Annotated in this window: 18 protein-coding genes; 6 read left to right on the forward strand and 12 right to left on the reverse strand. The window is 70.0% G+C overall.

Annotated features, from left to right (window positions below; all coding sequences use genetic code 11):
- Positions 1-29: 29 nt before the first annotated feature.
- Positions 30-575: a phospholipid-binding protein MlaC gene (locus Q0C38_RS16580; protein ID WP_291298225.1), complete on the reverse strand. Its 546-nt coding sequence runs from the start codon at positions 573-575 to the stop codon at positions 30-32.
- 80 nt (positions 576-655) lie between these two features.
- Positions 656-1,441: a VacJ family lipoprotein gene (locus Q0C38_RS16585; RefSeq protein WP_291298226.1), complete on the reverse strand. Its 786-nt coding sequence runs from the start codon at positions 1,439-1,441 to the stop codon at positions 656-658.
- Between the two features lie 314 nt (positions 1,442-1,755).
- On the opposite strand from Q0C38_RS16585, the gene metF reads away from it, so the two are divergent.
- Positions 1,756-2,748: a methylenetetrahydrofolate reductase [NAD(P)H] gene (gene metF, locus Q0C38_RS16590; RefSeq protein WP_291298227.1), complete on the forward strand. Its 993-nt coding sequence runs from the start codon at positions 1,756-1,758 to the stop codon at positions 2,746-2,748.
- On the opposite strand, the gene Q0C38_RS16595 is transcribed toward metF, so the two are convergent.
- Positions 2,726-3,577, reverse strand: coding sequence for a hypothetical protein (locus Q0C38_RS16595; RefSeq protein ID WP_291298228.1), 852 nt, complete (start codon positions 3,575-3,577; stop codon positions 2,726-2,728). The genes metF and Q0C38_RS16595 overlap by 23 nt on opposite strands.
- Here Q0C38_RS16595 and Q0C38_RS16600 point away from each other — a divergent pair.
- From Q0C38_RS16600 to Q0C38_RS16610, 3 genes are read left to right on the forward strand one after another with little or no spacing between them, the layout of a single operon-like run.
- Positions 3,567-4,241, forward strand: a complete 675-nt coding sequence (locus Q0C38_RS16600) for a pentapeptide repeat-containing protein (RefSeq protein ID WP_291298229.1) — start codon at positions 3,567-3,569, stop codon at positions 4,239-4,241. The two genes, Q0C38_RS16595 and Q0C38_RS16600, sit on opposite strands and share 11 nt — an antisense overlap.
- Positions 4,242-4,295: 54 nt before the next feature.
- A complete protein-coding gene (locus tag Q0C38_RS16605; protein WP_291298230.1) occupies positions 4,296-6,494 on the forward strand; it encodes an ATP-dependent helicase in 2,199 nt (732 codons plus the stop codon).
- On the forward strand, positions 6,491-7,381 hold the full coding sequence (locus tag Q0C38_RS16610) for a 50S ribosomal protein L11 methyltransferase (protein WP_291298231.1): 891 nt from the start codon (positions 6,491-6,493) through the stop codon (positions 7,379-7,381). Before Q0C38_RS16605 ends, Q0C38_RS16610 begins: the two co-directional genes overlap by 4 nt.
- Before the next feature lie 70 nt (positions 7,382-7,451).
- Here the strand turns inward: Q0C38_RS16610 and Q0C38_RS16615 are convergent, their stop codons facing one another.
- A complete protein-coding gene (locus Q0C38_RS16615) occupies positions 7,452-7,850 on the reverse strand; it encodes a DUF1127 domain-containing protein (RefSeq protein ID WP_291298232.1) in 399 nt (132 codons plus the stop codon).
- Positions 7,851-8,053: 203 nt separating this feature from the next.
- Here Q0C38_RS16615 and Q0C38_RS16620 point away from each other — a divergent pair, with 203 nt between their 5' ends.
- Both Q0C38_RS16620 and Q0C38_RS16625 read left to right on the forward strand, forming a co-directional pair.
- Positions 8,054-9,823, forward strand: coding sequence for an aminopeptidase P family protein (locus tag Q0C38_RS16620; protein WP_291298233.1), 1,770 nt, complete (start codon positions 8,054-8,056; stop codon positions 9,821-9,823).
- Positions 9,820-10,242, forward strand: coding sequence for a DUF1810 domain-containing protein (locus tag Q0C38_RS16625; RefSeq protein ID WP_291298234.1), 423 nt, complete (start codon positions 9,820-9,822; stop codon positions 10,240-10,242). Before Q0C38_RS16620 ends, Q0C38_RS16625 begins: the two co-directional genes overlap by 4 nt.
- On the opposite strand, the gene Q0C38_RS16630 is transcribed toward Q0C38_RS16625, so the two are convergent.
- The 8 genes from Q0C38_RS16630 to ftsA all read right to left on the reverse strand — a co-directional run bounded on the left by Q0C38_RS16630 (position 10,239) and on the right by ftsA (position 20,268).
- On the reverse strand, positions 10,239-10,772 hold the full coding sequence (locus Q0C38_RS16630; protein ID WP_291298235.1) for an SRPBCC family protein: 534 nt from the start codon (positions 10,770-10,772) through the stop codon (positions 10,239-10,241). The two genes, Q0C38_RS16625 and Q0C38_RS16630, sit on opposite strands and share 4 nt — an antisense overlap.
- Complete coding sequence (locus tag Q0C38_RS16635) at positions 10,765-11,151, reverse strand: metalloregulator ArsR/SmtB family transcription factor (RefSeq protein ID WP_366937284.1); 387 nt, start codon at positions 11,149-11,151, stop codon at positions 10,765-10,767. Before Q0C38_RS16635 ends, Q0C38_RS16630 begins: the two co-directional genes overlap by 8 nt.
- 39 nt (positions 11,152-11,190) lie before the next feature.
- Complete coding sequence (ligA, locus tag Q0C38_RS16640) at positions 11,191-13,290, reverse strand: NAD-dependent DNA ligase LigA (protein WP_408870038.1); 2,100 nt, start codon at positions 13,288-13,290, stop codon at positions 11,191-11,193.
- Positions 13,287-14,951, reverse strand: a complete 1,665-nt coding sequence (recN, locus tag Q0C38_RS16645; protein WP_291298237.1) for a DNA repair protein RecN — start codon at positions 14,949-14,951, stop codon at positions 13,287-13,289. The genes ligA and recN overlap by 4 nt, the downstream gene beginning before the upstream one ends.
- Positions 14,952-14,996: 45 nt before the next feature.
- Positions 14,997-15,803 carry an outer membrane protein assembly factor BamD gene (locus Q0C38_RS16650; RefSeq protein ID WP_366937285.1) on the reverse strand — a complete coding sequence of 269 codons (807 nt, stop codon included), beginning with the start codon at positions 15,801-15,803 and terminating at the stop codon, positions 14,997-14,999.
- 143 nt (positions 15,804-15,946) lie between these two features.
- Positions 15,947-16,999: a UDP-3-O-acyl-N-acetylglucosamine deacetylase gene (gene lpxC, locus Q0C38_RS16655; protein WP_291298239.1), complete on the reverse strand. Its 1,053-nt coding sequence runs from the start codon at positions 16,997-16,999 to the stop codon at positions 15,947-15,949.
- A gap of 269 nt (positions 17,000-17,268) precedes the next feature.
- Positions 17,269-18,876 carry a cell division protein FtsZ gene (gene ftsZ / locus Q0C38_RS16660; RefSeq protein WP_291298240.1) on the reverse strand — a complete coding sequence of 536 codons (1,608 nt, stop codon included), beginning with the start codon at positions 18,874-18,876 and terminating at the stop codon, positions 17,269-17,271.
- Between the two features lie 57 nt (positions 18,877-18,933).
- Positions 18,934-20,268 (reverse strand): cell division protein FtsA, encoded by a 1,335-nt coding sequence (gene ftsA, locus Q0C38_RS16665; protein WP_291298241.1) that lies wholly within the window; start codon positions 20,266-20,268, stop codon positions 18,934-18,936.
- Positions 20,269-20,272: the final 4 nt, after the last annotated feature.

The raw sequence follows: 20,272 nt of genomic DNA on the forward strand, positions 1-20,272 counted from the left end.
CCTGAAACGCCGCAGCCTGCAGCGTCGCATCAATTGGCCTGTTCGCGCTGCTCCATCTGGGCCAATTGCTGGCGCATCGCGCGCAGAAGCCCATCCATCCCGCCGCTGCGCTGCACGACCGCGCCATACTCGGAGCGTTGCGTGATGCGGAGGCTCGTTCCCTCAGCTACCAGGTCGATCACGAGCGGCTTGCCGTTGGTGGCGGAAACGCGCCAGTCGAGGTTCACCGCGGGGTTGTTCGGGCGGTTGACTGTCGTCGCCACGACAGCCTCGTCATCGGACGCCATCTGGGAGCGGCCGATCGCGAAGGTGACGCCGCGGAGTTCGCCGAACCGCGACGAGAGGTTGCGGACCAGGGTTTCCTCGAACAACCGGAGGTACTCGCCCCGCTGCTGCTCGGTGGCCGTGCGCCAGTGTCGGCCGAGCACGAACTGGGCGACGCCGCGCACGTCGACGCTGTCGCGCAGGATGTCGGAGACGGCCTCGCGCTTGGCATCGGTGCTGGAATTGCCGTTCAGCACGTTGATCACGTCGTTGCCGCGCTTCTCGATGAAGCTCGCCGCAGTCGTGGCCAAGTCGGCCGCCGAGCAGGGCTTGGCCTGCAAGCCAAGAACCGACGCTGCGCCGATCAGCGCAAGGACGTGACGCCGCCTGATCATCGGGGGCCGCGGTTGGCGCCGCTCCAGTCGAAGTAGCGGACCTGGCCGGTGCCCTCGTTGCGGATGTCACGGGCGCGCTGCTGCACATAGGCGCTGCGCAGCGCGGCGTAGTAGTCGAGGCTGCCGGCGCGCAGCGCATCCAGCGGCTCGATCAGCGATTCGCGCGTGTCGACCGCCTGCACCGCGATTCGCGCGACGCGCAACGCCTCGACCGTGTCGCCCTGGCCGAGATACATCCATGGGTCGGTGAAGAAGTCGACCGCGCGGCCCGTCACGTCACGCAGGTTGGATGGCCCGAGGAGCGGCAGCACGATGTAGGGGCCGCCATTGGTTGTGCCGGCCCAGACCGCCAGGTTCTGGCCCATGTCCTCGAACATCGGCGGATAGCCCATGTCGGTCGCGAAGTCGAAGACGCCGAACAGGCCGATGGTGGAGTTGATCGCGAACCGTGTCGCGGCTGAACCGGCCCGGTCGGGCGTGCCCTGGACCAGGCTGTACACGGCCGTGCGCGGCAGCAGCAGGTTATCGAGGAAGTTGGCAACGCCCGTGCGCACCGGCTGCGGGATGAAGATGCGATAGGCCTCGGCCGCGGGGCGAAGCAACAGCGTATCCACAGCGTCGTTGAACGTGTGCGTCACCCGGTTCAGGGGCTCGAGCGGATCGTTCGTCTCGAAGTACTCGGCCCGCGCCTCTGGATCCGACTCCGGCGGCGGCAGGTTGCAGCCGCTCACCAGGCCGATAAGACCGATGGCCGCAGCAAGGCGAAGGGGCAGACGATGCATCACGGAAAAGCCACCCATGGTCGATGTGTTTCGCCGCAGTCACAGCATTCAAGTCACACAAGCCGCTATCCGCTCGGGCAAGTCACCGCGAGTGGGCGCCGATGCCAGCTGCCACGCCGCCGCACCATACCTGCGCCCTCGTATCGTCGCAAATACATGTTTGCGATCGGTTTACATGGGGCATCGGCAATACTGCATGCCTCGGCGTGCCGGCATTCGCCACTCACGTCGACTTGCGCTGGTGGCGTGCCGAGGCCATTCATCATGCGAGGCCGCCGCATGCGGCGCGGTCCCTGGTGGAAGACGGACGGGTGATGACGATGGCTGGGCATGGCACGGAACATGGGCATGACACCGAAAGCGCTTCCGTCCTGGCACGTTGGGCGGCAGGACCGCGCTTCGCTGCCCTTCCCGGCAGGCCCGACGGGCTTGCCCCGCCGAAGCTGTCCTTCGAGTTCTTTCCGCCGAAGACCGATGCGCTCGAGGCCCAGCTCTGGTCCTGCATCCGACGGCTCGAGCCGCTGGCCCCGCGATTCGTCTCCGTGACCTACGGCGCTGGCGGCACCACGCGCGAACGGACACACGCAACGGTTGCGCGGATCGCCCAGGACAGTTCGCTCACGCCGGCAGCGCATCTCACCTGCGTCGGCGCCAGCCGTGCCGAGGTCGATGCCGTCGCCCGCGCCTACTGGGAGGCCGGCGTACGGCACATCGTCGCACTCCGCGGTGATCCGCCGGCGGGGGTGACGCAGTACACTCCCCATCCTGAAGGCTATGCCTTTGCGGCCGATCTCGTCGCCGGGCTGAACGCGATCGCGCCGTTCGAGATCTCGGTTGCCGCCTACCCGGAGACGCATCCCGGCGCGCTGTCGCCCGATGCCGACCTCGACAACCTCAAGCGCAAGATCGATGCAGGCGCTACGCGCGCGATCACGCAGTATTTCTTCGAGGCCGACAGCTATCTCCGCTTCCTCGACCGCTCACTCGCTGCGGGCATCACGGTGCCGATCGTGCCTGGCATCCTGCCGGTCACGAACTTCTCCCAGGTCGTGAAGTTCAGCGCGATGTGCGGCGCCTCGGTTCCCGCCTGGCTCGCGCGCATGTTCGAGGGGCTGGATGACGATCCCGAGACTCGGCGGATGGTCGCGGCCGTTGCTGCTGCCGAGCAGGTGCGCCTGCTGCAGGCTGCCGGCGTCGACGAGTTCCATTTCTACACGCTGAACCGGCCTGACCTGACCTACGCGATCGCCCATCTGCTTGGCGTGCGGCCGACGCGGGCTGCCGTCACGGCGACCGCTGCGGCGTGACCAGGCGGCGATAGACAGGCGCCAGCAGGAACGGGCTCAGGAACAGCGGGAACTGGCAGAGGGCAAAGAACAGCAGCAGGTCAGGCTCGCTGTCCGACGGCATCACTGCAAGATAGAGCGCCATGTTGCGATTGCCCGACATCAACCCCGAGGCAAGCGCGATCCGCTGGCCGAACGGGGCGAACGCAAGCGCCGTCAGCGCATTCAGCCCGTAATTGCAGAGAAAGCCGAGCGCCGTTGCCAGCGCGACGAAACCCGGGCGCGCAATGGCGGTGGCCAGGATGCCATCCATCACGCCGACGCCGTAGAGCACGACAAGCAGCACCGCCGCACCGTCGATCGCGCCCGCATGGGGTTTCAGGCGCGCCTCGCCGAACGCGCGGCGCACAGCGAGGCTGACGACGAGCGGCAGGCCGACGACGAGCAGAAGCCGTGCCGAGAGGCCCGCCACCGTGATCGGCAGCGCGATGCCGAGCAGGCCAAGCGCCAGCGGCGGTGCCGTGAACGGCACGATCAGCGTCGACAGCACCGATCCCACCAGGGAAATCTGCGCATCGAGCCCGACGAGTCGCGCGAAGGCAGGCGCGGAGGTCGTCGCACACCCGGTCGCGACGATGACGAAGGCAGCGCCGAGCGGGCCCGAGAACCCAACCTGTTCGGCAAGCCACACGCCGGCAAAGGCCACGAGCGGTGCACCGACCATCAACCAGGCGAGCAGCCAGAGAACGAGGCCTGGCCTCCGCAGATAGGCGAACACCGCCGCGAAATCGACGCGCAGCAGCACAAGCGTCATCAACCCGACGACCGTCGGCGTGACGATGAAGCGCATCGCACGCGCAAGTGGTGGCACGAACAACCCGACGAAGATCGACAGCGCCAGCAGGATTGCGCCACGCCGGGAGAAAAACTCAAGGAATCGACCGATCATCATCCGCGCGACGGCTTTCACGTCTGATCGGCCCTTTGCGTGGCCGCGCGGGTGTTCTATATGCCCCGCCATGCACACGCTACCTGTCCTGGTCGCGGCGCTCGTCATGCTCGGCGCTGCTCCGTCCTTCGCTGCCTGCAACTCTCCAGCCGCACCGGGTGCGGACTGGCGGCGCTGTCTGCTCGACAGGCGCGATCTCACGGGGGCCGATCTCACCGGCGCGGTCCTCCGGGACGCGTCGCTGCAGCGCGCGACGCTCGCGGGCACGAAACTCGTGAACGTCGAAGGGCCGGATGCCCGCTTCGTATCGGCCGACCTGAAGAAGGCCGATCTCTCCGGGTCGAACTTCCGCGGCGCCGATTTCACGCGTGCCGACATGCGCGAGGCCGTGCTGAAGCAGACCGACCTGCGCGGGGCGCGCTTCTTCGGTGCCGACCTGCGTGGCGCTGACCTCACCGGGGCCGATCTCGGCGGCGTCGATCTGAACAACGCACGCCTTGGCGGCGCGCGCTGGGTCGATGGTGAGCGGGTCTGCGCCGAAAACTCGATGGGCATCTGCCAATAGGCGCCGTTGCCAAGCGACATTGCAGTGACTGCTGCGGCTGATCATGCTGCGGCGATGGATCCCCATCCCTATCTCGCCCGCCTGAATCCGGAGCAGCGCGAGGCCGTCGAGACGCTCGATGGCCCGCTGCTCGTGCTGGCCGGCGCAGGGACCGGGAAAACGCGGGTCCTGACCGCCCGATTCGCGCACCTGCTGCTGACCGGCCGTGCCGCGCCCGGCGAGGTGCTCGCGGTCACCTTCACCAACAAGGCCGCGCGCGAGATGCGCGAGCGTGTTGCCGCGATGCTCGGCCGCACGGTCGAGGGCCTCTGGCTCGGCACGTTCCACGCGCTTTGCGTGCGCATGCTCCGCCGCCACGCCGAGCGGGTCGGCCTCAAGTCCAACTTCACCATCCTCGATACCGATGACCAGCTGCGGCTCCTGAAGCAGGTGATGGAGGCGGCCAACCTCGACACCAAGCGCTGGCCGCCGCCCGGCATGATGTCGGTGATCCAGCGCTGGAAGGACCGCGGGCTCGCGCCATCGGCCGTGACGCCTGTGGAGGACAGTGAGTTCGGCGGCGGCCGCGCGCGCGCGATCTACGCCGACTACCAGGCCCGGCTTCTCGCGCTGAACGCCGCCGATTTCGGCGACCTGCTGCTCCACGCCGTCACGCTGCTGCAGCGAGAGCCCGAGGTGCTGGCCGAGTACCACCGACGCTTCCGCTACATCCTGGTCGACGAGTACCAGGACACGAACACGGTGCAGTATCTCTGGCTGCGCCTGCTCGCGCAGAAGCACCGCAACATCTGCTGCGTCGGCGACGATGACCAGTCGATCTACTCCTGGCGCGGGGCGGAGGTGGAGAACATCCTCCGCTTCGAGCGTGATTTCCCCGGTGCCGTGATCGTCAGGCTCGAGCGCAACTACCGCTCGACGCGCCCGATCCTCGCCGCTGCCTCGGCGCTGATCGCGCAGAACGAGGGGCGGCTGGGCAAGACGCTGCGGCCCGGCCGCGAGGATGCGGAGGGCGACAATGTCGAGGTGCACGCGCTCTGGGACAGCGAGGAGGAGGCGCGCATGGTTGGCGGGCGCATCGAGGCGCTCCGCCACGACGGGCATTCGCTCGCCGAGATCGCCGTTCTCGTCCGCGCCGGCTTCCAGACGCGCGCCTTCGAGGAGCGGATGATCACCCTCGGCATTCCCTACCGCGTCGTCGGCGGCTTGCGCTTCTATGAGCGCGCCGAGATCCGCGATGCGATGGCCTATCTCCGCCTGCTGACGCAGCCTGCCGATGACCTGGCATTCGAGCGCATCGTGAACACGCCGCGCCGCGGCGTCGGCGACACGGCGCTGCGCGCGATCCACGAGGCAGCGCGGCGTGACCAGGTGCCGCTGTCGATCGCGGCGGAGGCGCTCGTCGGCACCGATGTGCTGAAGGGCAAGGCACGGCCCGCACTTGCGCAGTTCTTCCGCGACCTCTCGCGCTGGCGCGCGATGCTCGACCGCGAGGGGCATGTCGCGACGGTCGCGACCGTGCTGGACGAGAGCGGCTATACCGACATGTGGCGGAACGACCCGTCACCGGAAGCACCGGGGCGGCTCGAGAACCTGCGCGAGCTCCTGCGCGCCATCGCCGATTTCGAAACCCTCGGCGGCTTTCTCGAGCATGTCGCCCTGGTGATGGAGAACGACGAGGCGGCGGAAGCGGACCGCGTGACGCTGATGACGCTGCACGCCGCCAAGGGCCTCGAGTTCGACACGGTGTTCCTGCCTGGCTGGGAGGAGGGCGTGTTCCCGAACCAGCGCTCGCTCGACGAAGGTGGTGCGAAATCGCTCGAGGAGGAGCGGCGCCTCGCCTATGTCGGACTCACCCGCGCACGGCGCCGTGCCATCGTCTCGTGGGCCGCGAACCGGCGCATCTACGCCAACTGGCAGAGCTCGATCCCCTCGCGTTTCGTCGCCGAACTGCCCGAGGCGCATGTGACGCGCAGTGCCGTGTCCGGCCTGCAGGCGGCGCGCAACATCGACACGGCGTCCTCCATGTTCCCTGCCATCGGCTTCGGCGGGCCGCGGCGTGGCCGCGTGATCGAGGCCGGCGCCTGGGAGGTGACGCCACGGCCCGCGCGCGAAGGGGCCATTCCCGTGGGCTCGCGCGTGTTCCACCAGAAATTCGGGTACGGCACGGTGCGCGGCGTCGATGACGACAAGCTCGATGTCGAGTTCGCCACGGGCACCAAGCGCATCCTCGACCGGTTCGTGGAGAAGGCATGAAGGCCGTTGATCTCCCGCGGCTTTTCGTCACGGTTCCGGAGCATGCCGTGCCGGCTTTCGCCGCCGCATTCGAGAGCGCGTGCGAGAGCGTCTCGTTCTTCCGGATGCACGACCAGGGCCACCCGACGTCGGACGACTGGACGGTGGAGGGGCTGCTGCGGGACCCCGCCGCGCGCGGCGCTCTCGACGGCGCCCTGGCGCTGGCCGCCGCGGTTGCCGGCATCGCCCCGCCCGCCCTGGCGGAGGAGAGCGTCGAGGCGGAAGGCTGGCTCGCGCGGACCCGCGAGGCCTTTCCGCCCCAGCCCATCGGCAGCCGCTTCCTGATCCGCGGGACGCATGACGCCGACGTGACGATGCCTGGCCGCATCGCGCTCACCATCGACGCAGGGCTTGCCTTCGGCTCAGGCGAGCATGCGACGACGCGCGGCTGCCTCATGGCGCTCGAACGCCTGCCGCGGCCGAAGGGGCGGATGGCCGATATCGGCACCGGCTCAGGCGTGCTGGCGCTCGCCGCCGTCGCGCTCTGGCACGTCAAGGCGATCGGGGTGGAGATCGAGCCCTGGGCCGCGCGCGTGGCGGCCGAGAATGCGCGGATGAACCGGCTGCATCTGCTGGCCACGCTCGTGCACGGCAATGGCTGGCACGCGCCGGCCATCCGCCGCCACGCGCCCTACGGCCTCGTCACCGCCAACATCCTCGCGAGGCCGCTGTGCGCCATGGCGGCCGACCTTGCCCGTAACCTCAAGCGCGGTGGGCATGCGGTGCTGTCGGGGTTGCTGGTGGAGCAGGCGCCGATGGTGCTTGCCGCCCATCGCCGCGTCGGCCTCTCGCTCGCCGGGCAGATCGACATCGGCCCCTGGGCGACACTGATCCTCCACAAGCGCTGAGCCAAGAAACGAGAAGGGCGGGGCCCGTTGCCGGACCCCGCCCCTGATCGTCGTCAGTCAAGCCGGTGGGTCAGGCAGCAGCCTTGGCCATCGTCGGCACGTTGCCGTTCGCGGCCAAGGGCCGTGCCGCAACCGCGGCGCGGCGCGGGCTGGTGCGGGCGACTGCGAAATCCTCGTCGAACACGCGGGCAAGGTCGGCCCGCTCGAGCCCGATGTCGGCGAGCTCACGCTCGTTCATCGCGTTGAGCTGGTCGAACACCGCGCGGCGGTCGGGGTAGCGCGCGAGGAACAGCAGGGCGGCGCGGATGCCGCGATAGGTGGCGGTGACCGCGCGCGCGAGGCCCCGGCCGATCGCCTCGTCGCGGGCGCGCATGGCGGCAAGCCGGATGGCCTCCACATCGCGTGCGTGGCGGCTCGGGGCCAGGTTCAGGAGGAGGGCCGTCTCCTCCTTGGTGATGCGGGCGTCCATGGTCTAGGGTCCTTCGGGTGCGAGGGGGCAGCTCTCGGCCGTCGCCGTCAGTGGCGCCGGCTGCCACCCCGTGTTCGCCTTACCAACATGGGATTCCGCGGCTCTTCGCACATGCGAGATGATCCCCGAGCCGCTATGCGTCCAGCGCATGGATTTTGCGGAGCTATGAAATCGCTGTGAAACACTCGGTTAATCTTCGTGTGGTGGGCCTCCGCGCCGAACTCGCGCGCCGTGGGCTCGACGGGTTCGTCGTGCCGCGCGCCGACGAGCACCTCAACGAGTACATCCCCGCGTCGGCCGACCGGCTGCGCTGGCTCACGGGTTTCACCGGCTCGGCCGGGCTTGCCATCGTGCTGGCGGATGCAGCGGCGATGTTCACCGACGGGCGTTACCTGCTGCAGGTCGGCGCCGAGGTCGATGGCACGACGTTTACCATCCGCCACATCATCGAGGCCTCGCCCGAGGCCTGGCTGCGCGAGAGCCTGAAGCCGGGCCAGCGCGTGGGCTATGACCCGTGGCTGCATGGCGAGGAGGGGCTGGCGCGGCTGACGGCCGCTGCTGCTGCCGTCGGCGCATCGCTCGTGCCGGTCGCTGACAACCCGGTCGATGCGGTGTGGGACGATCGGCCCGCACCGCCTGCCGGGCGACCCGTGCCGCACCCCGTCGCCTTTGCCGGCGAGGAGGCGGGGGAGAAGCGCGCGCGCATTGCCGCTGCGATCGGCAAGGCAGGGGGGAAGGCAGCGCTGCTGACGGCACCCGAGAGCATCGCCTGGCTGCTGAACATCCGGGGCGACGATGTGCCCTACAACCCCATCGCACTCGCCTTCGCGCTCGCGCGCGATGACGGGCGCGTCACCCTGTTCATCGACCCCGCGCGCGTCGACGCCGCGCTGCGCGTGCATCTCGGCAACGCGGTGGCGGTCGAGCCGCCGTCCTCCCTCGGCGCCGCGCTCGATGCGCTCGGTGCTGCCAAGGCCACCGTGATGGTCGATCCGCGCGGGACGCCATCGTGGTTCCCCGCACGGCTGCGTGACGCGGGTGCTGCGGTGCTCGCAGAGCCTGATCCCGTTTTGTTGCCGAAATCATGCAAGAACGCTACCGAACAGGCTGGCTCGCGCGCGGCGCAATTGCGTGATGCCGTGGCGATCGCCCGCTTCCTCGCCTGGTTCGACGCCGAGGCGCCGAAGGGAATGCTCACCGAACTCGCGGCAGGGGATGAACTGCTCAGGCTCCGCGCCGAGGGCGAACATTTCGCAGGAGAATCATTTCCCGCCATCACCGGCTCAGGCCCCAACGGCGCGATCATCCACTACCGCGCGACGGAGGCAACGAACCGGCGCATCGGCCCGGGCGACGTGTTCCTCCTCGACAGCGGTGCCCAGTATCGCGATGGCACCACCGACATCACCCGCACCATGCTGGTGGATGGCACGACAGCGGATCTCGCCGAGATCGCCGATCGTTTCACGCGCGTGCTGAAGGGCCACATCGCGATCGCGACGCTGCGGTTCCCGAAAGGGGTTGCCGGCCCGCATCTCGAGGCGCAGGCGCGCCGCGCGCTCTGGGATGTCGGGCTCGACTATGACCACGGCACCGGCCATGGCGTGGGCAGCTACCTCTCGGTGCACGAGGGGCCGACGGGGCTGTCGCGCGCCGCGCGGCCGATCCCGCTCGCACCCGGGATGATCCTCTCGAACGAGCCGGGCTTCTATGCCAATGGCCGCTACGGCATCAGGCTCGAGAACCTGCTGCTGGTGCGCGATGAGGAGATCGCGGGCGCGACAAAGCCGTTCCTGGCCTTCGAGACGCTGACGCTCGCGCCGTTCGACCGCCGGCTGGTCGCGGCGGCGTTGCTCACTGAGACGGAACGATCCTGGATCGACACCTACCACGCCCGCGTGCTGCGCGAGGTCGGCCCCCGCGTGTCGCCCGCCGTGGCGTCCTGGCTCGCCGCCGCCTGCGCGCCATTGTGAGCGACGCGCACGACCTCGCGCGCTTCGTCGCTGCCCAGGCGCCGATGATCGATGCGGTGTTGGCGGAGCTCCGCGCCGGCCGCAAGCGCACGCACTGGATGTGGTTCGTGTTCCCGCAACTCCGCGGCCTTGGCACCTCGCCGATGGCCGAGCGCTACGGCATCGCCTCGCTGGCCGAGGCGCGCGCCTATCTCGCCCACCCCCTCCTCGGCCCACGGCTGCGGGAGTGCACCGAGGCCGTGCTGGACCATGCCGGCACGGACCTCGGTGTCATCCTCGGGCCCGTCGATGCGCTCAAGTTCCGCTCGTCGATGACGCTGTTCGCCCACGCCGCAATCGAGGATGACGGCGTGTTCGATCGCGCCCTCGACACCTTCTGCGAGGGCCGACGCGATGAGCGCACCCTCGCGTTGCTTTAGCGCGGCAGCCGCGCGTCGTACTCGCCGCGCAGCCTCTGCCAGGTGCTCCAGAACGGCCCGGGCGCCTGCCCGCGCGAGACGGCAGCGAGAATGTCGAGATGCGCGTGCCAGCCGCCCGCGACGCTGAGCAGCGTGTCACGGTCGGGCAGGTTGCGGTGCTCGATCACGAGCCGCACCTCGTCGCCCCACGGCTCGAGCGTGAACGTCACGTCGCCGGCATTGCCCCAGCCCATGACGAGCAGCCGCGGCGGCTCGATGCGCGTGATGGTGCTCTCCAGCCGGTGTTCGCACGGGTGGCCCTCCGGCCTCGGCTCGTCGTGACCGGTCAGCGTATCGTTGTGCCATGTGAGCGAGACGCGCCCGCCGACATGCAGCTCCATCTCGCCGGTCGCCAGCCATCGGCCGCGCTTGTCGCTCTCGGTCAGGTACGCCCAGACGCGCTCGATCGGGCCTGGCAGAAGCCGCTCGATGCGGAGCGTCATCGGCGCGGTGAGCACGCCGTAGCCAGGGCGGAATGCCGTGTCAGCCATCATTCTCTCCTTTCGGTGTTGCCGCGACCTCGTCGCGGAGGAGGGCCTCGAGCGTGTCGAGGCGGTCGGACCAGAAGCGCTGGTAGAAGCCGGTCCAGGCATGCGCACCGGCAAGCGGGGCCGCCTCGAGCCGGCAGAGATGCGTGCGGCCCTTCACGGTGCGCCGCACCAGGCCGGCGCGTTCGAGCGCCTTGATGTGCTTCGACGCAGCCGCGAGCGAGATCGCGAAGGGGGCGGCGAGCTCGCCCACGCTCCGCTCGCCGCCGGCAAGGGCGCGGAGCATGCGCCTGCGGGTGGCATCGCCGAGCGCGTGGAAGACCGCGTCCAGGGCCTTGGGTTCAGCAGTCGGGAGTTCATGTTCAACCATGTGGTTGATCATTCTCTCCCCGCCGCTGATTGTCAACCGTTTGGTTGAGCGTTAGCTGGGCGCGAACCCTGCCAGCGCCCGCCACTCCGCTTCCGTGACCGTGCGGACCCCGAGCGCGGTGGCCTTATCAGCCTTCGAACCTGCGTCAGCGCCGACGACGACGATGTCGGTCTTCTTGGAGACGCTGTCGGTCACCTTCGCCCCCAGCGCCTCGGCCCGCGCCTTGGCTTCAGGGCGCGTCATGGTCTCGAGCGTGCCGGTGAAGACGATCGTTTTTCCCGCAAGCGCGCTGTCGCTGCCTTCGGGTGCCGCGACGTCCTCCGCCGTCACCTCCGCCATCAGGGCGTCGAGGGCGTCGAGGGCGTCGAGATTGCGAGGTTCGGCGAAGAACTCCACGAGTTCATCGGCGATCGCTGGCCCGATGCCGATGATGCTGCCCAGCGCCTCGCGCGCCTCGGAGCCGATGATGCGGGCAGCGATCATCGCCTCGCGCCAGGCGGCGTAGCTGCCGTAGTGGCGGGCAAGCAGCTTCGCATTCGCCTCGCCGATGCGGCGGATGCCGAGGCCGAAGATCAGCCGGTCGAGCGGGATGCGCCGCCGCGCCTCGATGCCGTCGAGGATGTTGTCGAGCTTGCGTGCCTTCCAGCCCTTCCAGCCGAGGATGGTGGCGCGATGCTCCTTCAGCCGGAAGATGTCGGCAGGCGACCGGATCAGCCCTGCCTCGTGGAACAGGATGACGTTCTCCTCGCCAAGCCCCTCGATGTCGACCGCACCGCGCGAGGCGAAGTGGCGCAGCCGCTCGACCACCTGGGCCGGGCAGATGAGCCCGCCCGTGCAGCGGCGCACCACCTCGCCCTCGGGCCGCACCGCGTGGCTGCCACAGGCGGGGCAGCGATCGGGGAACACGTAGGGCACGGCCCCGGCGGGGCGCTTCTCGAGGACGACGCCGAGCACCTGGGGGATGACGTCGCCGGCGCGCTGGATGATCACCGTGTCGCCGATGCGGATGTCCTTCCGAGCGATCTCGTCGGCGTTGTGCAGCGTCGCGTGCCGCACCACGACGCCGCCGACGGTCACAGGGTCCATCACCGCGCGCGGGGTCAGCGCGCCGGTTCGGCCGATCTGGATCTCGATGTCGCGCAGCACGGTGGTTGCCTGCTCGGCCGGGAACTTCCAGGCGATCGCCCAGCGCGGCGCGCGCCCGACGAAGCCCAGGCGCTCCTGCCAGTCGAGCCTGTCGAGCTTGTAGACGACGCCGTCGATGTCGTAGGGCAGCGAGGCACGCTCCGCTCCGATCCCGTCCTGGAACGATGCGGCAGCGGACCAGTCGTCCAGCAATGTCGATCGCGGGTTCACGTGGAACCCCCAGGCGAGCAGCCGGTCGAGGAACCCGTGATGGGTGTCGGCCACCTTCTCCGACACCTCGCCCATCGCGTAGGCGAAGAGGCGCAAGGGGCGCGTCGCCGTTACCGCCGCATCCTTCTGCCGCAGCGAACCCGCCGCTGCGTTGCGCGGGTTCATGAAGGGCTCCTCGCCCTCTGCCTCGAGCCCGGCATTCAGCGCAAGGAACTCGCCGCGCTCCATGTACACCTCGCCGCGGATCTCGATGAGCGCAGGCGCGGGGCTTTGCAGCGTGCGCGGCAGGTCGGCGAGCGTCAGCAGGTTTGTAGTGACATCCTCGCCCTCCGCACCGTCGCCGCGCGTCGCACCGCGCACGAAACGACCCTGCTCGTAGGTGAGGTTGATCGAGGCGCCGTCGATCTTCGGCTCGGCGACGACGGCCAGCCGCTCGGTCTCGGGAAGGCCGAGGAAGTTGCGGATGCGGCTGACGAAGCCAGCGATGTCGGCGGCATCGAAGGCGTTGTCGAGCGAGAGCATCGGCCGGCGGTGCCGCGCCTTGGCGAAACCGCGCGCAGGTGCTGCGCCGACGCGGCGGGCGGGGCTGTCGAGGCGTACCAGGGCAGGGAAACGCGCCTCGATCGCATCGTTGCGGCGCTTCAGCAAATCATAGGCGGCATCCGAGATCGCCGGCCGGTCCTGCTGGTGATAGAGGGCGTCGTGGCGCGCGATCTCGGCCGCCAGCGCGGCGAGCTCCTCCGCCGCCTCGGCCTCAGTCAGCGCATCGGGTGCTATGGCGCGAAGCCCGCTCACGTCACCCCTGCGAGCAGGCTGTCGGCCGCCGCGCGCGCGGCGTCGGTCACGCGTTCGCCGGCCAGCATGCGCGCGATTTCCTCCCGCCGCGCCATGTCGTCGAGCGGCACGACGGTCGTCACCGTCCCGCCCTTGCCCTGGCGCTTCTCGACGCGCCACTGCACGGCCGCCTTGGCGGCGACCTGCGGCGAGTGGGTGACGACGAGAACCTGCAGCCCAGTGGCAAGCCTTGCCAGGCGTTCGCCAACCGCCGCTGCCGTGGCACCGCCTATGCCGCTGTCGACCTCGTCGAACACCAGGCTCGGCACCGTGCCCGCTGAGGCGAGAACGACCTTGAGCGCGAGCATGAGGCGGGCGAGCTCACCGCCCGAGGCGGTACGGGCGAGCGGGGCCGGCGGGAGCCCTGGGTTCATCGCGACGAGGAAGCGCACCGCGTCAGCCCCCGAGGCACCCCATTGCTCCTCCGGCAGCGCCGTCACCTCGGTGATGAAGCGTGCCTTCTCGAGCTTCAGCGGCCCAAGCTCCTTCGCCACGGCACGGTCGAGCTTCTGCGCGGCCTCTGCCCGCGCGGCCGACAGCGCGGCGGCAGCGTCGCGGTAGGTCGCGCGCGCCGCGGTGGCGGCAGCGGCGAGCCCGCCGATCCGTTCCTCTCCCGCATCGAGTGCGGAAAGCCGCTCACGCCATTCGGCGAGAAGCGCGGGCAGCGCGGCAACGGTCGTGTGGTGCTTCCGCGCCATGGCGCGCAACGCGAACAGGCGCTCTTCCGTCCGTTCGAGGCCCTGCTGGTCGGGCCCGCTGTCGGCGGCGAGGCGCTCCAGCAACGTCTCGGCTTCGGCGAGCGCATCCTGCGCGCGGCCGATCGCGGCGAGCGCGGGTTGCGCCTCGTCATTCGGAGGGGGCAGGCGATCGAGGGCGCGGGCGGCATCGCGCAACGCAGCGGCAGCACCCTTCTGCCGCGTCAACGCCGCCAGCGCCTCGGCGTATCCCTCCGCCCGTCGCTCGCCCTGCTGCAGTCGCCTGCGCGCGACGTCGAGCGCCTCTTCCTCGCCCTCCTCGGGCGCAAGCTTGCCGAGTTCCGCGACACCGTGGCGGAGGAAATCCTCCTCCGCCCGCGCGGCAGCGACGGCTGCCTCCGCATCGGCGAGCGCATGCCGCGCCGCACGCCAGGCGGCATGCGCGCCTGCGACGGTGGCCTTCCGTGCAGCGAGCCTGCCGAAGGCATCGAGCAGCCCCGCATGCGTCGCCTCATCGGCGAGGCCGACCTGGGCGAATTGCCCCTGCACCTCCACGAGCAGCGCGCCCAGGCGCCGCAGCAGGGCCACGCCGACGGGCTCGTCGTTCACGAAGGCCTTGCTGCGCCCGTCGGCGGCAACCACGCGGCGGAGCACGATGCCGCCTTCGGTGTCGATGCCATGCTCGGCCAGCACCGCCAGGGCGGCGTGCCCATCGGGCGGGGCGAACCCCGCTGCGACCGAGGCCTGCGCGGTGCCGGCGCGTACGAGGCCCGCATCGGCACGATCACCCAACGCAAGGCCGAGGCTGTCGAGGAGGATGGACTTGCCGGCCCCCGTTTCGCCGGTCAACGCCGTCAGGCCAGCGCCGGGGGCGAGGTCAAGCCGCTCGATCAGCACCACGTCGCGGATGGAGAGGGAGACGAGCATGGCGCGCCTGCCCCGGCGCTCAGGCGCTGCGCATCGCGGGCGCCGTCAGAACACCGAGGACCACCAGCGCGAGATCATGCCTGGCCGGTCGATGTCGGCAGGCTGAGCGCCGGGGGAGAGCAGGGCGTAGCTGTCCTGGTACCAGGAACTGCCCGGGTAGTTGTGGCCGAGCACGGCGGCGGATTTCTTCGCCTCGTCCACGAGCCCGAGCGCGAGGTAGGTCTCGACCAGCCGGTGCAGCGCCTCGGGCGCGTGGTTGGTGGTATCGTACTCGTCGACGACGCGGCGGAACCGGTTGATCGCCGCGGCATAGAGGCGGCGCTGCTGGTAGTAGCGGCCGATCAGCATCTCCTTGCCGGCGAGATGGTCGCGCGCGAGGTCGATCTTGAGCCGCGAGTCGCGGGCATAGGGGCTTTCGGGGAAGCGGTTCACCACGTCCTGCAGCGCCGCCATTGCCTGCGCCGTCAGCCGCTGGTCACGCTCAACATCCGCGATTTGCTCGTAGTAGCTCATTGCCCGCAGGTAATAGGCGTAGGCGAGGTCGCGATGCGCCGGGTGCAGCCTGATGAAGCGGTCGATCGCGCCGATCGCCTCGGTGTAGCGGCCGCGCTGGTACTCGCTGTAGGCGGCCATGAGTTTCGCGGTCGTGGCCCAGGAGGAGTAGGGGTGCTGGCGCTCCACCTCGTCGAACAGCGCGACGGCGCGGGCGTGGTTGGCCGCCTGCTGCGCATCGACCCCTTCGTTGTAGATCTCCTCGACAGGCCGGTCGCGCGAGATCAGCGGATCGCGCGGGTCGTTGTCGTTCGCACCGCAGGCGGCGACGAGCAGGAGTGCTGCCACCGCAACAAGCATGCGGCAGCGAGCGAGGCGGGCGTTTGGTGTCATCGTCGTCATCATCATGCGAGAGGCGACGCTTATAGCACGGCCGCTGCTTCGCCTAGAGAGGATGCGGTGCGGCACAACATCACCCCGCCGTGACGGAGCGACGCGTGCCCTCAGGCCGGCGCGGCGGCGGCGGCGGGCAGGCCGCCAGCGCCGGCGCGCACCGACACACCCGCGGCAGCGCCCATCCCGGCCGGCACCACCCGCCAAGCGGACGCATCGGCGAACAGGGCATGCAGCACGCGGTTGTTCAGGCGATGTCCGGGCCTGCGGCCGACCACGCGCGCATTGAGCGCGAAGCCGGCGAGCGCGAGATCGCCAACCTGGTCGAGCATCTTGTGGCGAACGAACTCGTCGGCGAAGCGAAGCCCGCCCTCGTTCAGCACGCGCGAACCCGACACGACGATGGCGTTCTTGAGCGAACCCCCGCGGGCGAGCCCTGCGGCACGCAGCGCCTCCACCTCCTCGGCGAAGCCGAAGGTGCGGGCCGGGGCGAGCTCCGACTTGAAGCTCGCGGGCGTCAGGCGCAGGGCGCGGCTCTGCCGGCGCACGGCAGCGGCGGCGAAGTCGATCTCTGCCTCGATTGCCATGCCCGGGCCAGAAATTCCTTGGCCGGAACCGGGCAGAAGGGCGACGAAGCCATTGCCTTCCTCGACGCGAACGGCGCGCAGAACCTCGATCACCTGCCGCGGCGCGTCCTGTGCCACCGTGCCGGCGCACTCGATCAGGAACACGAACGGCGCTGCGGAGCCGTCCATCGCCGGCACCTCGGCGCCGTCGAGCTCGACCACCGCATTGTCGACACCCAGGCCGGCCAGCGCCGCCATCATATGCTCGACCGTGCCCACGACCGCTTCGGGCTGGCCGGGGAGGCCGATCGTGGTGTTCAGGCGGGTGTCGACCACATGGTCAAACCGCGCGGGGATCTCGACGGGGCCGCCGGCAAGGTCGGTGCGGCGGAAGATGATGCCGCTGTCGGGCGCACCGGGCAGGAGCCGGAGGGAGATGCGCGCACCGCTGTGCAGGCCGATGCCGGTGCAGCCGATCGGTGCCCGCAGGGTGCGCTGCACGACGAGCGCCGTTGCCGCCTGCGTCTCACGCTCCACCCGCCCTGCGGCGAGGTGGGCGCGGGCATCGCGCGGCATCGGGTCTCGGGTGATCTGCACCGTGGGTTCTTTCGGAAGTTTCTGCACTGTCGTCAGAAGCCGGTCTCTTGGCCTGCGTGGCACGATCCATGTGCACCGCGGCATGATCGGACGCTAGGCCTTGGGAATGGCCGACTCAAGTCAAGGCTTGTTACCGCATATTTCAGTGTAATGCCCTGATTCTTCCGCATTTAGGCATTTTCAGGGCGGGCCTGCGGCGGGGGCGTGGACGACATGAAAAAGGCCCCGCGGATGGTGCCCGCGGGGCCTTTTCAAGGCGTGGCAGTCCCTCAATTCGCCTGACGGCGGAGGAAGGCGGGGATCTCGAGGCCAAGTTCGTCGGCCGCCGCCGTCCGCGGCATCTGGCGCGCCGTCGGCTCCGGCATTGCCGGCGCGGGCTGTGGCTGCGGCGTCACTGGCTCCGCCCCCATTGCGGGCGCCTGGAGCGTCGGCGCCTGGCGCGCATGGGACGGCGCGTCGAGCTCACGCTGCATCAGTTGCTGGGTGACGCGGCGGAAGATGCTCGGCCGACGCTCCGCCGGTGCCGTTCCGGGAGCAGCGGCAGTCTCAGCAGTGCGCGGGGCGAAAAGTGATGCGGCCTGGGTGTGGTCCGGCTCTGCTGCCACGACCGGCTCCGGTGCCGCGGCAGGCTGCGTCATCGCCTGGGCCACGGCTTCGCCCATCGGCTCGATCTGGGCCGCAAGCGCCGTCGCCCCCGCCGTCTGGTAGCTCGGCTGCGGGGCGGACATTGTCGGCTGCGCCGCGGCGCGTGCCGGCATGGCGGGGGCCACCATCGCAGCGCCTGCGATGCCGGCGGTGATGGGCGACGCCCCGCCCATCGCTGCGGGCGCAGGGGCGGGCATCGGCCGCGGGCTCGCGGCGCCGGTGACGGCGACGAGCGTCGGCCGCGGCTTTGCCGCCGCGTTCGCTTCCATCCCCGTCGCCACGACCGAGACGCGGATGCGCCCGTCCATGTCCTCGTTGATCGAGGAGCCGAAGATGATGTTCGCCTCCTCCTCGCCCACTTCCTTGCGGATGCGGTTGGCGGCCTCGTCGACCTCGAACAGCGTCATGTCCATGCCGCCGGTGATGTTGATCAGCACCGCCTTGGCGCCCTTCATCGACGCTTCCTCGAGCAGCGGGTTCGAAATGGCGCTTTCGGCGGCCCGTGTCGCGCGGTCATCGCCATCGGCCTCGCCCGTGCCCATCATCGCCTTGCCCATCTCGGCCATGACCGAGCGGATGTCGGCGAAGTCGAGGTTCACGACGCCAGGGTTCACGATCAGGTCGGTCACGCCACGCACGCCCATGTAGAGGACGTTGTCGGCCATCTTGAAGGCCTCGGCGAAGGTCGTGCGGTCGTTGGCAAGCCGGAACAGGTTCTGGTTCGGGATGACGATCAGCGTGTCGACGACCGACTGGAGCTCCTCGATCCCCTGCTCTGCCGAGCGACGGCGCTTCTGCCCCTCGAACTCGAACGGCTTCGTCACGACGCCAACGGTGAGGATCCCGCGCTCACGCGCGATCCGCGCCACCACGGGCGCAGCCCCGGTTCCGGTGCCGCCGCCCATGCCGGCGGTGATGAACACCATGTGGCTGCCAGCGAGATGCGAGGCGATTTCCTCCATCGCCTCCTCGGCGGCACCGCGGCCGATGTCGGGTCGCCCGCCAGCGCCGAGGCCCTGGGTCAGGTGCGGGCCGAGCTGGATGCGGCGGTCGGCGCGGCTGTGCATCAGGCTCTGCGCATCGGTGTTGGCGACGATGAACTCCACGCCTTCGAGCTGCGAGGCGATCATGTTGTTCACCGCGTTCGACCCGCCGCCGCCGACACCGACGACGGTGATGCGCGGCTGGAAGTCGTTCATTGCCTGGGGCGGCATCGTCAGGGTGATAGCCATCTTGGCGTCTCCTTCAGAAACGAGCGGTGTGCGTTGAGGACGGCGTGCGCATGGGTTTCAGAGCCTTTCGCGCAGCCAGGTGGCGATGCGGCGCACGACGCCTGGCGGGGCGGCGTGGCCATTCGGGGCAAGGTCGCGGGCGATCTGCCCTTCCGTCGCTGCCCAGACGAGCAGGCCGACGGGAACGGCGAAGGCGGGGCCGGCGGCACTGTCGGGCAGGCCGCGCGGGGAGGGCGGGCGGCCGTGCCGCACCTGCTTGTCGAGGATCTGCGCAGCAAGCTCGCGCACGCCGATCAGCTGGCTCGCACCACCCGTCAGCACGACGCGGCGGCCGGCGGCGCGGCCAAGGCCGGCGTCGTCGAGCCTGGCGCGCACCAGCTCGAACGTCTCCTCGAGGCGCGGGCGGATGATGCCCACCAGCATCGAGCGCGGCACCTTTGCGATCGCGTGGTCATCCTCGCCGACGAGGGGAACGGGCAGCAGCTCGCGGTCATCCTCGGGGGCTGCATGGGTCGAGCCGTGCAGCGTCTTCATCCGTTCCGCGTGCGCGATGGTCGTCGACAGCCCGCGGGCGATGTCGTTCGTCACGTGCTGGCCGCCGACGGGGATCACGTCGGTGTGCTGCAACTGGCCGTCGGCGAACACGGCGAGGCTCGTGGTTCCCCCGCCCATGTCGACGACGGTGACGCCGAGCTCACGCTCATCCTCCACCAGCGCGGCGAGGCCGGCGGCGAAGGGGGCGGCGACCATCGCCTCGATGTCGAGGTCGCAGCGCGCGAGGCAGGAGGCGAGGTTGCGCAGCGTGCCGACGGCAGCATCGACGACGTGCAGCCGCGCGGCGAGCGTTTCGCACACCATGCCGCGCGGGTCCTTCACCCCGCCCGTGCCGTCGACGCCGTAGGAAAGCGGGATGGCATGGATCACCTCGCGCCCCTCGGCGTAGGCGCGGGCGCGGCCCTCGGCGACGATGCGGCGGAGCGAGGTGTCATCGGCCGCGTGCCCGCCGAGATGCAGCTGCACCGTGAAGTGCCGGCTCTCGGGCTGGCCGCAGGAGAGGTTGGTGACGATCTCGCGCACCTGCGTGTCGGCCAGCTCCTCGGCCTGCGCCACGGCCGCACGGATCGAGGCCTCCGCAAGATCGAGGTCGACGACGCTGCCGGCCCGGATGCCGCGCGCGCGGTGATGCCCGACGGACAGCACGCGGAGATGCCCGTCGCTCTCCACCCGCCCGATCAGGCACGTGACCTTGGTCGAGCCGATGTCGAGCGCGGCCAGCGTGCCCGAGCCGCGGCGGAACCGCCCGCGCGATGCGGGGGCAACGGGAAGCCTGGCGCCATCCGCCCCCGTGCCGGATCCGGCATCGGCGAGGCCGCGGCGCGACATCTCGTTCATCGCG

It is taken from the genome of Elioraea sp., assembly GCF_022842375.1.
In the GTDB taxonomy this organism is placed as follows: Bacteria; Pseudomonadota; Alphaproteobacteria; order Acetobacterales; family Acetobacteraceae; genus Elioraea_A.